This window comes from Aeromonas sp. MaB10011B (genome assembly GCF_017939325.1).
GTDB lineage: Bacteria > Pseudomonadota > Gammaproteobacteria > Enterobacterales > Aeromonadaceae > Aeromonas > Aeromonas caviae.
Genome location: NZ_JAGKRK010000017.1, coordinates 1 through 13463, shown reverse-complemented (window position 1 = coordinate 13463; position 13463 = coordinate 1). Strand labels below are relative to the sequence as shown.

Sequence of the window (13463 nt, the reverse complement as noted above, 5' to 3'; positions counted from 1 at the left end):
CATGGACATGGTTGAGGGGCCTGCGGCCCCTGGAGTCATGTCCCCTACCAGTAGTTTTCCATGCTGATATTGCCGGGGGCGCGACGCAGGTTCTTGGCAAGCCCCAGCCCGAGCAGGGTCTGCTGAGTCTCTTTCACCATGGCGGGGTTGCCGCAGATCATCACCTGGCTCAACTCGGGGGAGAAGTTCAGCCCCACCCTCGCCTGCAAGCTGCCATCGACGATGGCTGCCGGGATACGCCCTGCCATCGTCCCCGGCCAGGTCTCACGACTGACGAAGGGAACATAGCGAAAACGCTCGCCATGCTGCTCGGCAAAACTGGCGATAAGCGGCTGATAGCTGAGCTCTTCCCCTTTTCTCACCCCATGTACCAGCACCAGATGCTCGAAGCGGTCGAAGACCTGTCCTTCTGCCAGCATGGCGAGGAAGGGGCCGATGGCGGTGCCGGTTGAGAGCAGCCAGAGATCCCGTCCCGGGGGAATCTCATCCAGGGTCAGGAAACCGGTGGCCTGGGACTGCACCAGCAGGCCGTCGCCCACCTGCAGGGAACCGAGAGAGGGGCTCAGTTCACCGCCGGGGATCTCCACCAGATAGAATTCGTGATAGGGCGTGCCGGGAGGATTGACGAAGGAGTAGGCACGCTGGACTCGACGCTCGCCCTGCTCCAGGGCCAGCTTGGTGAATTGACCCGCCTTGTAGGGGGCAAGTTCCGCCTCCACACGCAGGGAGAGCAGGGTGGGTGTCCACTCGATGCGCTCGATGACCCGACCTTCGACCCAGGCAGCCATAAAGGTTCTCCTCCAGAGGAACAGACCTTCACTTTACCCCTTGATCTGAAAATAAAAAACCCGCGCATGTGCGCGGGTTTTTCTGCAAGAGCGGAACGCTATTACAGAGCAACAACCTGGATTTGTACGGTTGCTTTGACGTCAGCGTGCAGCTGAACAACAACTTCGTACTCACCGGTGTTACGCAGAACGTTGCCCATGCGGACTTCGCTCTTGGCAACGGCTACGCCGGCAGCAGTGATGGCTTCAGCCACGTCACGGGTACCGATGGAACCGAACAGCTTGCCTTCGTCGCCAGACTTGGAGGCGATGACAACGGCAGCCAGCTCACCCAGCTTGGCAGCGCGCTCTTCGGCAGCAGCCTTGTTGGCAGCCAGTTTGGCTTCCAGCTCAGCGCGACGAGCACCGAAGGCTTCGATGTTGGCCTTGGTGGCCATAACAGCTTTGCCTTGCGGGATCAGGTAGTTACGGGCATAACCAGCTTTTACGGAAACTTGGTCACCCAGACCGCCCAGTTTGGCGATCTTATCGAGCAGGATAACTTGCATTACCTTTCCTCTATAAATTTCGTTGAGTTAGGCGTAAGCGCCGGGCCGATTTTTACTTGTTGTGCAGATCGGTGTACGGCAGCAGAGCCAGGTAACGAGCACGCTTGATGGCGCGTGCCAGCTGACGCTGATACTTGGCGCGGGTACCGGTGATACGGCTCGGTACGATCTTGCCAGATTCAGTGACGTAGTTTTTCAGAGTAACGATATCTTTGTAGTCGATCTCGGTAACGTTCTCGGCGGTGAAGCGGCAGAACTTACGACGACGGAAATAACGTGCCATGGCCTTTATCCTCTAATGCGGTGATCTAAGAATTACTCTTCGGAAGACGCTTCAACAGCATCTTCGCGACGCTCGTCGTCACGACGGGTGAAGCGCTCTTCCTTGGCCTTGGCCATCGGAGAAACTTCAGTCACGGCGTGCTTGGTGCGCATGATCATGTTGCGGATAACGGCATCGTTGAAGCGGAAGTTGGTTTCCAGCTCATCGATAACGGCCTGTTCAGCTTCTACGTTCATCAGAACGTAGTGAGCCTTGTGCAGCTTGTCGATCGGGTAAGCCAGTTGACGACGGCCCCAATCTTCCAGGCGATGAATGGTACCACCAGCGGTGGTGATAGCGCCGGTGTAACGCTCGATCATGCCAGGTACTTGCTCGCTCTGGTCCGGATGAACCATGAAGACGATTTCGTAATGACGCATTTTAGCTCCTTACGGATTAATTCAGCCTCCGCCCAGGTGCAGCCAGACCTCGGAGGCAAGGAACATTGTGATGTTTAGACGCTGCTTTCTAGGGCGGCGTATTGTACGAAATCACCTCTCCCACTGCAACTGGCGAAGCAAGATGTTTTTCTCGATGAGCCCGATACAAAACGTCAATTGATAACAATTATCATTTAGATCCATACTCTCCTCATATCCCCACGGAGGATGACAGTATGCAACCTGCGCTCACCAGGGCCATCCCGGCCCGCAAATTCAAGCTGACCCTGCTCGGCCCCGCCTTCATCGCCGCCATCGGTTATATCGACCCGGGCAATTTTGCGACCAACATCCAGGCCGGCTCCACCTTCGGCTATCAACTGCTGTGGGTAGTGGTGTGGGCCAATCTGATGGCCATGCTGGTGCAGACCCTCTCGGCCAAGCTCGGTATCGTCACTGGCAAGAACCTGGCGGAACACATTCGTGATCGTCTGCCCAGGCCCGCAGTCTGGGCCTATTGGGTGCAGGCCGAGATCATCGCCATGGCCACCGATCTCGCCGAGTTCATCGGCGCTGCGGTCGGCTTCAAGCTGCTGCTCGGCATCACCCTGCTGGAAGGGGCCTGCATCACCGCCGTGGTCACCTGGGGGATCCTGATGCTTCAATCCCGCGGCCAGAAGCCGCTGGAGTTCGTGGTGGGCGGCCTGCTGCTGTTCGTGGCCGCCGCCTACATCGTCGAGCTGATCTTCTCGCGCCCCCATCTGCCGAGCCTGCTGGAAGGGGCACTCTTCCCCGGCCTCCCCAATGGTGATGCTGTCTATCTTGCCGCCGGCGTGCTCGGTGCCACCGTGATGCCCCATGTCATCTACCTCCACTCGGCCCTGACCCAGCACACCCAGGAGCAGGGCACGGTGACCCAGCGACTGCACAGCACCCGGGTCGACGTGGCCATCGCCATGACCATCGCCGGCTTCGTCAACCTGGCCATGATGGCCATGGCGGCGGCCGCCTTCCACAGTTCCGGCAACCAGCAGGTGGCCGAGCTGGAATCGGCCTACCAGACCCTCACGCCCCTGCTGGGCCCGGCAGCCGCCACCCTGTTCGGCCTCTCCCTGGTCGCCTCCGGCATCTCCTCCACCGTGGTGGGAACGCTGGCGGGGCAAGTGGTGATGCAGGGCTTCGTGCGCTTCACCATTCCGCTCTGGCTGCGCCGAGCCATCACCATGGCTCCCGCCTTCGTGGTGATCGCCATGGGTCTCAACACCACGGAAATTCTGGTGCTGAGCCAGGTAGTGCTGAGCTTCGGCATCGCCCTCGCCCTTATTCCGCTGCTGATCCTGACCGGTGATCGCGCCCTGATGGGGGCACATCGCAATCACCCCGTCACCCAGGCCGTGGGGCGTCTCATCGTCGCCCTGGTGATCGGCCTCAATGCCTATCTGCTGGTCACCACCCTCTAACGCCATCTTGAGGCTCATTGACCCGGGTTGATGAGCCTTTTCGCACTTTCGCGTATGCTGCCCCTTTCCCTTCTCATCATCTCGTTGCGGGAGCCCGCCATGGAACATACCCGAGCCAGCTTCGTACTGGGCCACCATCAGGAACAGGCCAGCGTCGTCTGTTGCAAACAGGGGGATCCGACCCTGCTGGTCACCGACCTCACCCCCTTTCATCCCCAGAGCCACCTCTGGCCCGATCAACCCGGTGACGTGGGCACAGTGCGCTGGGAAGGGGGGGAAGCGGCCGTGGGCCCCTGCCGCATGGGCGCCATCAGTCCCGAGGGCGAGCTGTTCGTGGATACGGAGATTCCGGTCAAGCGGGGGGCGGATGGGTGGGCTTTCGTGGTGGTGCATCCCCTCGCCGGTTCCCATCACCTTGCCATTGGCTCGCCTGTGGAACTGACAGTGGATGCCGAGGCTCGCCATGCCCTGAGCCTGGGCCACAGCGCCTGCCACCTGGTGGCACTGGCCCTCAATCGGGCGCTCACGCCCTATTGGCGAAAGGAGACAAGCGAGCTGGACGCTCTCGGGCAGCCGGATTTCGACCGCCTCGCCATCCAGCACTCCCGGGTCGAGCCCAGAGGATCAAAGGAGCAGTACCGGATCGGCAAGAGCCTTCGAAAAAAGGGAATTAACAGCGAGGCACTGCTGGCCGACCTCGACAGGATAGCGCTCCAGGTCAACGAGCAGCTGATGCGCTGGCTCAAAGAGGGAGGCGAGATCCGCCGCAGCCGGGCCGGTGAGGCCATCATCGATTCCCGCTACTGGCATGGCATGCTGGAGGGTCGGGAGATCACCATTCCCTGTGGCGGCACCCATGTGGGCAGTCTGACCGAGTTGGGCCAGGTTCAGGTAACGCTGGCCTCCAGTGAAGAGGGATTAACCCTCACCACCCGGGTCACCCCCTGAACCACCCCAGCCCTCCTGATGCCGCACCGCCCTGACCGGGGCGGTGTCCCGACAGAGAGACCGCAGGCAGATCAGTGCGGCGATATCTCACCCCGGTCTGACGACCCCATGGCCACGGGGTAGCAAAAAACCATGCGATGCCCCACGGGTGAGGGGCCACTTGCCCCTTTCCTGGCGCCTGACGATGTCAGGCAGGCTCCCTTCGCATCCCCATGTGAGGGATGTCATCTTCCAGATACCCTTCCCCTTCGGCCACGAAACCATGCTGGCCGTAAAAACCTTGCAGGTGGGCCTGTGCACCGAGCCAGATGCTGTGTGCAGGCCAGCGTGCCTCGCACTCTCTGACCGCTTGCGCCAGCAGGCGGTGACCCAGTCCGCCCCCCCGCGACGTGGGAGAGGTGACCACGCGGCCGATGGCGGCGCCGCTGTCATCACCAATGCCGGGTGCCATGATGCGGGCATAGGCCGCCAGGTGATCCCCCTCACGACCGAGCAGATGCAGCACGCCGTCACGGCGATCCAGCCCGTCCAGATCCTGGAAGGGACAGGTCTGCTCCACCACGAACACCTCGGCGCGCAGGGCAAGCAGCTCATACAATTCATCCGTGGTCAGCTCGGACCAGGATTTCATACTCCAGTTCATGAATGACTCCTGTTTAATGGGGTCTGACAGCATAATCTTGCTCCCGACGAGGGGCATTAACCTTGGTTAAGTTGCCCCCCTTCTCATCCAATGCGGACATGGCCGGCAAAGAGCCGATCTCTGCCCAGGTTCATCGGCAATCCCTTCTGGCTCAACCCTGATCGCGCGTTTTCAGCCGCCTGCGGATGCGGCTCAGGCTGATGGGGGTGATCCCCAGATAGGCGGCAATCTGGTGATCCGGAACCCTGGCATCCAGCGCGGGGAAGCTTCGCAGAAAATGCTGATAGCGCGCCTCTGGGCCCCCGGTCAGCAGCAACAGCTCTTTCTCCTCCTTGATGCGCAGTTGCACTTCAAGGAGATGGTGATACCAGGCGGGCCAGCAAGGGAGTCGGCGCAGATCCGCCAGCGGAAGAAGCTGCAATCGGCAAGGCTCCAGCGCCTCCACACTGTAGCGGGCGGGCTCACCACTGAGCAGGTGGTGGAAGTCGATAAACTCGTCCCCCTCCCAATAGAACTCCTTGATGTACTCGCGGCCATCCGCCAGCACTACCTTGGCCCGCAACAACCCCTCCTCCACCCTGACCAGCAGCGCCGGACTGTCACCGGCATGCCAGAGGCTGGTGCGAGGGGGCAAGGTCAGGGAGCGGACAAAAGAGAGGAGGCGCTCGGCCTCCTGCTCATCTGCAACCCGTTCCCAGACAAAGGGGGGTCTGTCGGTCATCGTCTTGTCAGACGCGGCGCTGGCGCACGGCTTCGAACAGGCAGACACCGCTCGCCACCGAGACGTTGAGGCTGGATACCGCCCCCGCCATGGGGATGCTCACCAGCTCGTCGCAATGTTCGCGGGTCAGGCGGCGCATCCCCTTGCCTTCGGCCCCCATCACCAGCGCCATGGGACCGGTGAGTTTGGCCTGATAAAGATCGTGATCCGCCTCGCCGGCGGTACCCACGATCCAGACGCCGCGCTCCTGCAACTCGCGCAGGCTGCGGGCCAGGTTGGTGACCTGGATGAGCGGCACCACTTCGGCAGCGCCACAGGCGACCTTGCGCACCACGGACGTGAGGCCTGTGGCCTTGTCCCGCGGCACGATCACCGCATGCACCCCGGCCGCATCGGCACTGCGCAGACAGGCGCCGAGATTGTGCGGATCGGTCACCCCGTCCAGTACCAGCAGGAAGGGCGCTGTCTCTTGCGCCGCCAGACCGTCCAGCAGGCTGGCCAGGTCGTGCTCGGCCAGCTTGGGCGCTTCAATCACCTTGGCCATGATGCCCTGGTGATTGTTGCCTTCCGCCTTGTCATCCAGCGTCTTGCGGTTCACGCTCTGCACCCTGATGCCGAGGGACTCCAGCTCGGCCAGCAGGGGATGCAGCCGCTCGTCATCGCGGCCCTTGAGAGCCCACACCTCGATGAAGCGCTCGGGGGTGCGCTCCAGCAGCGCGGAGACGGCGTGAATGCCGTAGATCAGTTCAGTACTCATTTAGTGCTCTTGGCCTTGTCGCGAGCCTTTTTGCTCGGTCGTCTGTTGCTGGGCTTGGCACGGCCACCCTTGTCGGATTTACCGCTCTCCTTGCCCTCTTTGCGTTTCTCGTGGCGCTGGGCGCTCTTAGCCTTCTCTTTCTTGATCTCGGCCTGCTTGCGCGCCATCTCCTTGGCGTTCTTGCCGGTGGCCTTGAGGGGCTCTTCCACCATCACGAAGTCGATCTTGCGATCGTCCAGGTTCACGCCCATCACCTTGACCCGCACCTTGTCACCCAGACGATAGCGACGGCGGAAGTTCTCGCCGATCAGCTGCTGGTGCAGCGGGTCGAACTGGTAGTAGTCGTTGGTGAGGGTGCTGACGTGCACCAGACCGTCGATGTGGATCTCCGCCAGACGCACGAAGAAGCCAAAACCGGTGACGCTGGCGATGACGCCGTCAAACTCGTCACCCACGTGATCCAGCATGTACTCGCACTTGAGCCAGTCTGCCACGTCGCGGGTGGCATCATCGGCACGGCGCTCCGTCATGGAGCAGTGCTCGCCCATGGGGTCCACTTCTTCCAGCTGGTAGTGGTAGCCACCGCTCGGGGTCCACTTGTGGCGCAGGTTGCCCTGCTGCTCCTTGGCGGTCTGATACTTGATCGCCCGGTGCAGGATGAGATCCGGGTAGCGACGGATTGGCGAGGTGAAGTGAGCGTAGGACTTCAGGGCCAAGCCGAAGTGACCGATGTTGTCGGCCTGATAGATGGCCTGACGCATGGAGCGCAGCAGCATGGTGGAGAGCAATTCCGCATCCGGGCGCCCTTCGAATTTGGCGGCCAGGTCGGCAAAGTCCTTCGGCTCGGGCTCCAGGCCCCCCTTGAGCTCCAGACCCAGTTCGGCCAGGAAGTCGCGGAAGCCGGTGAGGCGCTCCTCGCCCGGGCGGTCGTGCACCCGGAACAGGGCGGCGGCCTCGTTCTTCTCGATGTAGCGGGCGGCCGCCACGTTCGCCTGGATCATGCACTCTTCGATGATCTTGTGGGCGTCATTGCGCACCAGCGGTACGATACGGTCGATCTTGCGCTGGGCGTTGAAGATAAAGCGGGTCTCCTCGCTCTCGAACTCCACCGCACCGCGTTGATGGCGAGCATGCTTGAGCGCCTTGTAGAGGTTGCTCAGCTCCTCGATGTGGCCCACCAGCGGATCATACTGCTGACGCAGCTTGGGATCCCCGTCCAGGATCGCCGCTACCTTGGTGTAGGTCAGGCGAGCGTGGGAGTTCATTACCGCTTCGTAGAACTTGTAGCCGGACATGCGGCCGGCGGCGGAGATGGTCATCTCGCACACCATGCAGAGCCGGTCGACCTGCGGGTTTAGGGAACACAGACCATTGGAGAGCACCTCCGGCAGCATGGGCACCACGAACTCGGGGAAGTAGACCGAGTTGCCGCGCTGATAGGCTTCGGTATCGAGGGCCGTGCCCGGTTTCACATAAGCCGAAACGTCCGCGATGGCGACCCACAGGCGCCAGCCACCACCGCGCTTGGCTTCACAGAAGACGGCGTCATCAAAGTCGCGGGCGTCTTCCCCGTCGATGGTCACCAGCGGCAGGGCGCGCAGATCGATGCGACCCTCTTTGGCCTTCTCAGGCACCTGCTCGCCGAGACCGGCGACCTCCTTGGTCACCTCTTCCGGCCAGGTGTGCGGAATGCCGTGGGTACGCAGGGCGATCTCGATCTCCATGCCGGGCGCCATGTTCTCACCCAGGACTTCCAAGACGGTGCCGACCGCATTGAAGCGGGCAGTGGCGCGCTGGTTGATGCGCACGACCACGACCTGGCTCTGGCGAGCCCCCTTGTTCTCCCCTTCCGGGATGATGATGTCCTGGCCGATGCGGCTGTCATCGGGTACCACGAAACCGACGCCGTTCTCGACGAAGTAACGACCGACGATGTCCGCCTCGCGGGATTTGAGCAGGCGCACCAGACGCGCTTCCTGACGACCCTTGCGATCGATCTCGGTCGGCTGCACCAGGGCATAGTCGCCATGCATCAGGCGCTGCATCTCGCGGTTGTTCAGGAAGAGATCCGCTCCACCACCCTCGGGGCGCAGAAAACCGAATCCATCTTTGTGGCCAAGCACATAGCCTTTGACCAGATTCAGGCGATCCGGCAGGGCGTAACATTGGTTGCGGGTGAACACGAGCTGCCCGTCGCGCTCCATGGCGCGCAGACGACGTCGCAAGGCTTCCAACGGCTCTTCATCGGTCAGCTTGAGGACCTTGGCCAGCTCTTCCCGGGACATGGGTTTCTCATGGCCCTTGATGAGCTCCAGCAGCATCTCGCGACTGGCGATGGGGTTTTCGTATTTTTCGGCCTCGCGTTGGAGGAAAGGATCTTTTTGAGACATAAGCAGGCCTTAGGGTAGGTAATAACGCAGACATTATATCGGAGGGGGGAGCTAATGGCATCCATCGACTGCCTTTTGGCCATTCTCTCTGTCATACTGGACACAGTTTGCAGGTATGTGAGACTCGGAACTCATGAGCAAGGACTCGTTCGCCCAATCTGCCGCCTATTTGAAACAGGCGGTTCCCCTGATGATCAAGTATCAAATTCCCACCACGCCGAACAACTATCACCTTTGGTACAGCTATGTCTCCGGCGACATGCCCGAACTCAACCATGCCGTCGATCAGGCGATAAAACAACAGGGGACCTTCTCCCTGACCACCTGTGAGCGGCTCTACCACCAGCACCTTGCGGCCCAGGACGAGCAGCAGATCGAGGCGATGAAACTCAATCTGGCCGCCATGGCCAGCGAGCTGAGTCACTCGATGCAGGATGCCATCTCCGATACCGGGCTGTTTCAGGAGATGCTCGACAAGAGTTTCGACAAGCTGAGCAAGATAGACGACGAGGGGCTCAGCCTGGAAGACACCATGGGGATCCTGCGGGATCTCGTGCGCGAGTCGCGTGACGTACGCATGTCCACCCTCCACTTTCGCAACCAGCTCAGCAGCGCCGAGAAAGAGATCAAGGAGCTGAAACAGGCCCTGAACGAGACGAGGAAGCTGGCCACCGAGGACCCGCTCACGTCTCTGCTCAATCGACGCGCCTTCGATCTCGAGATGGACAGCCTCATTCGCAGCAAGCAGCCCTTCTCGCTGATCCTGACCGATATCGATCGCTTCAAGAACTTCAACGACGAATATGGACATCTGCTGGGGGACCAGGTGCTGCGCATCGTCGGCAAGCGGCTGCGAGAGGCCAGCAAGGAGGGCATAACCGCCTATCGCCTGGGGGGTGAGGAGTTTGCCCTCTTGGTGCCAAACCGCGCCCTGGCGCTGACCCGCCAGATGGCCGAGAGCCTGCGTCGCGTCATCGAGCGGATGTCGATTCTGGATCGCAAATCCGGGCGACGCATCGATCACATCACCGCCTCGTTCGGCGTGGGGGAATACATCTCTCAGGAGACGGCAGACACCCTGATCGAGCGAACCGACAAGCTGCTCTACAAGGCCAAGGAGCTGGGGCGCAATCGGGTGATGCCACTGCCCTCCTGATCCCACCAGATGCAAAAAGGCCGGTCATTGACCGGCCTTTTTCATGCTTCCCTTCTCGGGATCAGAGGCTTTTCAGCTTCTCTTCCGGCAGGGCCAGCTCGTCATTGTGGTTGACACCGATACCGCGCTCCAGCACATGGCGGGCGATGGCATGGGCCTCTTCCAGCGAATGCATTCTGTAAGTACCGCACTGGTATTCGTTCAGCTCGGGGATCTTGCCCTGATCCTGCACGGTCAGCACGTCGCTCATGGCGGCCTGCCAGGCAGCGCCAACACGGGCTTCATCCGGCGCACCGATCAGGCTCATGTAGAAGCCGGTGCGGCAACCCATGGGAGAGATGTCGATGATCTCCACCCCATTCCCATTGAGATGATCACGCATGAAGCCGGCAAAAAGATGCTCCAGGGTATGGATGCCGCGCTCGGAGAGGATCTCCTCGTTCGGCACGCAGAAACGCAGGTCGAACACGGTGATGGTGTCCTTGTTCGGGGTCTGCATGGTCTTCGCCACTCGCACTGCCGGGGCGGCCATGCGGGTATGGTCGACGGTAAAACTGTCCAATAACGGCATTTCTGACTCCTGATTTGGTTACCAGAACCAGCCCCCGCTGGAGAGCTGATCCTTGCATTGTCGATACTGGGCACCGTAGCGCTGGGCACGGGCCTCCACCTTGCGGGAGACCTTCAGCAGCCATCCCTTGCTGCGGTAGCTGCCACGTCGGTAGCCCCCCCAGCCTTCGTGATAATTGAGATACTGGCCATAGGCATCCCACTTGGACGTGCCGTTGAGCCGCTGTGCCTTGTGAGTGTACCAGCCCATGAAATCGATGGCGTCGGCAAAGTCGTCGCGATCGCTCCAGCCGTTGCCGGTTTCCCGCTGATAGTCGGCCCAGGTTTCGTCTTTCACCTGGGCATAGCCGTAGGCTGAACTGGCCCGCCCGGTGGGGATGAAGAGGAAATACTGCATCGGCGGCTGGGCATCATGCACGAAGGAGGACTCCTGGTACATCATGGCCATCACTACCTGGACAGGTGTCCCCCACTTCTCGTTCATCTTGAGCGCCGCCTCGTGCCATTCGGGTTTCTCCCGAAAGATCTGGCACAGGTTTTCCGGCTGGGCCGGCGGCCGGGTGCTGCACGCGGTGAGTGCCATCAAGCACGCCGCCACGACCCCGATACGGTAAAACGACATCAGAGCGACAGACTCTTGCTGTTCATCACAGGGCACATCCACCACATCAGATCGCGTCTTCGTTCTCTTCACCAGTACGAATACGAATGACGCGCTCCACCTCGCAGACGAAGATCTTGCCATCACCGATCTTGCCGGTACGCGCTGTGTTCTGGATGGCTTCCAGGCAGGCATCGAGATCCTCGTCCTGCACCACCAGCTCCACCTTCACTTTCGGCAGGAAGTCGACCATATATTCGGCGCCGCGATAGAGCTCGGTATGGCCCTTCTGGCGGCCGAAGCCTTTGACTTCGGATACGGTCATGCCGTTGATGCCGATCTCGGCCAGGGCCTCGCGCACATCGTCCAGCTTGAACGGTTTGATGATGGCTTCAATCTTCTTCATGGTGACTCCTTACCAGTTCTGTTTGCCGAACCCGGATGTAATGGGGTAACGGCGATCCTTACCAAAGTTGCGAGCCGTAATGCGGGGCCCGACCGCCGCCTGACGGCGCTTGTATTCGTTGAGATCCACCAGCCGGATCACCTTGCGCACCACCGCTTCCTCGAAGCCTTCTGCCACCATGTCGGCCACGGACGCATCCTCTTCCACATAACGCTTGAGGATGGCATCGAGGATGTCGTACGGGGGCAGGCTGTCCTGATCCACCTGATCCGGCGCCAATTCTGCCGAAGGGGGGCGGTCGATAACCCGCTGCGGGATCACGTAGTCAACCGAGTTGCGATATTCGCACAGTTTGAAGACCAGCGTCTTGGGGACGTCCTTGAGCACATCAAAGCCACCCGCCATGTCGCCGTACAGCGTGGCATAACCGACCGCCATTTCGCTCTTGTTGCCGGTGGTCAGAACGATGCGACGACGTTTGTTGGAGAGCGCCATCAGCAACACACCGCGGCAGCGGGCCTGCAGGTTCTCTTCGGTGGTATCGCGGGCGGTACCTTCAAACAACGGCGCCAGCTGGGTCATAAATCCTTCGAACATCGGCTCGATGGAGATGATGTTGAACTCAACCCCCATCCGCTCAGCCTGCTCCTTGGCATCTTCCACACTCATCTGTGCTGTGTAGCGGAACGGCATCATCACCGCCTGCACCTTGTCGGCCCCGATGGCATCGGCCGCGATGGCCAGGGTCAGCGCCGAGTCGATGCCGCCGGAGAGACCCAGCACAGCGCCGTGAAAGCCGTTCTTGGCGACATAGTCGCGCACTGCCAGCACCAGCGCCTGATAGGTCTCTGCCAACGGCTCAAGCGGCGCAGCCGGTTCACACTCTTTCACTGGCTGGCCATCAGCAAAACGTACCAGCGCCAGCTCTTCGGCAAACGGGGCCAGCTTGTGAGTCAACTCGCCCTGGCTACTGAGCACCTTGGAGCAGCCGTCGAAAATCAGCTCGTCCTGGCCGCATACCTGGTTGAGGTAGATGAGCGGCAGGCCGGTCTGATCGCAGCGCTCGGCCATCAGCTCGCGGCGGATCCAGGGTTTTTCCTGATCATAAGGAGAGGCATTGATGGTGAGCAGCAGCTCGGCCCCCGCCGCCTTGGCGGCCAGCGCCGGACCCGGCTGCCAGAGATCTTCGCAGATGAGCAAACCCAGCTGATGGCCACGGAACGGCACCACACAGGTATCGGTCGCCGCAGTGAAGTAGCGCTTCTCGTCGAACACCCCGTAGTTGGGCAAGTCCTGTTTGAAATAACGTGCCCGCAGTTGCCCACGCTCATAGAGAGACGCCGTATTGTAAAGCGCCCCCTCTTCGCGCCAAGGGTGGCCCACCAGAATGGCACATTGGCCCTGCCATGCCGCGATGCGGGACAGAGCGGCTTCGACCCGGATCATCAGGTCGGCGCGCAGCAACAGATCTTCTGGTGGATAGCCGGTCAGGGCCAGCTCGGAGCAAACCAGCAGATCGGCACCTTGCTGTTCGGCCTGAGCGGCCGCAGCGAGCACTTTGTCAGTGTTATCTTCGATGGCGCCTACCGTCAGATTCAACTGGGCAAGCATCAGAGAGAGGGCTTTTGCCATGGCGATGCATCTTGAATTCGAAAATGATGGGGAATGATAAAGAAAAGGGGGGCAATCTGCCAGTTCAAGACAGGCGTAACCGTGTGACAGCAACCAGCGGGAAGGATAAGCTGTAGATAGTAACGGAACGACAGGCCTTCG

The 13463-nt window shown here is 60.9% G+C and carries 15 protein-coding genes; 3 read left to right on the top strand and 12 right to left on the bottom strand.

Annotated features, from left to right (window positions below):
- Positions 1–44: 44 nt before the first annotated feature.
- The 4 genes from J9893_RS07015 to rpsF form a co-directional block, all read right to left on the bottom strand.
- The gene (locus J9893_RS07015) at positions 45–788 is read right to left on the bottom strand and encodes a ferredoxin--NADP reductase (RefSeq protein WP_210600317.1); all 744 of its coding nucleotides are present in this window, start codon (positions 786–788) and stop codon (positions 45–47) included.
- Positions 789–889: 101 nt separating this feature from the next.
- Positions 890–1336: a 50S ribosomal protein L9 gene (gene rplI / locus J9893_RS07010; protein WP_010673120.1), complete on the bottom strand. Its 447-nt coding sequence runs from the start codon at positions 1334–1336 to the stop codon at positions 890–892.
- A 52-nt stretch (positions 1337–1388) separates the two neighbouring features.
- Positions 1389–1619 (bottom strand): 30S ribosomal protein S18, encoded by a 231-nt coding sequence (gene rpsR, locus J9893_RS07005; protein ID WP_005313392.1) that lies wholly within the window; start codon positions 1617–1619, stop codon positions 1389–1391.
- Between the two features lie 32 nt (positions 1620–1651).
- Complete coding sequence (rpsF, locus tag J9893_RS07000; RefSeq protein ID WP_005331771.1) at positions 1652–2038, bottom strand: 30S ribosomal protein S6; 387 nt, start codon at positions 2036–2038, stop codon at positions 1652–1654.
- 236 nt (positions 2039–2274) lie between these two features.
- Here rpsF and J9893_RS06995 point away from each other — a divergent pair, with 236 nt between their 5' ends.
- The gene (locus tag J9893_RS06995) at positions 2275–3498 is read left to right on the top strand and encodes an Nramp family divalent metal transporter (RefSeq protein WP_210600316.1); all 1224 of its coding nucleotides are present in this window, start codon (positions 2275–2277) and stop codon (positions 3496–3498) included.
- A gap of 99 nt (positions 3499–3597) precedes the next feature.
- Entirely contained in the window at positions 3598–4446 is an 849-nt protein-coding gene (locus J9893_RS06990; protein ID WP_210600314.1) for a hypothetical protein, read from the top strand.
- Between the two features lie 187 nt (positions 4447–4633).
- Here J9893_RS06990 and J9893_RS06985 read toward each other — a convergent pair whose 3' ends face one another.
- From J9893_RS06985 to rnr, 4 genes are all read right to left on the bottom strand, one after another.
- A complete protein-coding gene (locus tag J9893_RS06985; protein WP_049636452.1) occupies positions 4634–5089 on the bottom strand; it encodes a GNAT family N-acetyltransferase in 456 nt (151 codons plus the stop codon).
- Positions 5090–5240: 151 nt separating this feature from the next.
- The gene (locus J9893_RS06980; protein ID WP_210600313.1) at positions 5241–5810 is read right to left on the bottom strand and encodes a Crp/Fnr family transcriptional regulator; all 570 of its coding nucleotides are present in this window, start codon (positions 5808–5810) and stop codon (positions 5241–5243) included.
- Positions 5811–5817: 7 nt separating this feature from the next.
- Entirely contained in the window at positions 5818–6567 is a 750-nt protein-coding gene (gene rlmB, locus J9893_RS06975; RefSeq protein ID WP_041214488.1) for a 23S rRNA (guanosine(2251)-2'-O)-methyltransferase RlmB, read from the bottom strand.
- Entirely contained in the window at positions 6564–8957 is a 2394-nt protein-coding gene (gene rnr / locus J9893_RS06970) for a ribonuclease R (RefSeq protein ID WP_010673114.1), read from the bottom strand. The genes rlmB and rnr overlap by 4 nt, the downstream gene beginning before the upstream one ends.
- A gap of 133 nt (positions 8958–9090) precedes the next feature.
- On the opposite strand from rnr, the gene J9893_RS06965 reads away from it, so the two are divergent.
- A complete protein-coding gene (locus J9893_RS06965) occupies positions 9091–10113 on the top strand; it encodes a GGDEF domain-containing protein (RefSeq protein ID WP_210600311.1) in 1023 nt (340 codons plus the stop codon).
- 61 nt (positions 10114–10174) lie between these two features.
- On the opposite strand, the gene luxS is transcribed toward J9893_RS06965, so the two are convergent.
- The 4 genes from luxS to J9893_RS06945 are packed head-to-tail and all read right to left on the bottom strand — an operon-like array spanning position 10175 to position 13322.
- Positions 10175–10684 (bottom strand): S-ribosylhomocysteine lyase, encoded by a 510-nt coding sequence (gene luxS / locus J9893_RS06960; RefSeq protein WP_104451880.1) that lies wholly within the window; start codon positions 10682–10684, stop codon positions 10175–10177.
- Positions 10685–10702: 18 nt separating this feature from the next.
- Positions 10703–11305: a transglycosylase SLT domain-containing protein gene (locus J9893_RS06955; protein ID WP_104451881.1), complete on the bottom strand. Its 603-nt coding sequence runs from the start codon at positions 11303–11305 to the stop codon at positions 10703–10705.
- A 46-nt stretch (positions 11306–11351) separates the two neighbouring features.
- Positions 11352–11690: a nitrogen regulatory protein P-II gene (gene glnB / locus J9893_RS06950; RefSeq protein WP_005308848.1), complete on the bottom strand. Its 339-nt coding sequence runs from the start codon at positions 11688–11690 to the stop codon at positions 11352–11354.
- A 9-nt stretch (positions 11691–11699) separates the two neighbouring features.
- On the bottom strand, positions 11700–13322 hold the full coding sequence (locus J9893_RS06945) for an NAD+ synthase (RefSeq protein WP_210600309.1): 1623 nt from the start codon (positions 13320–13322) through the stop codon (positions 11700–11702).
- Positions 13323–13463: the final 141 nt, after the last annotated feature.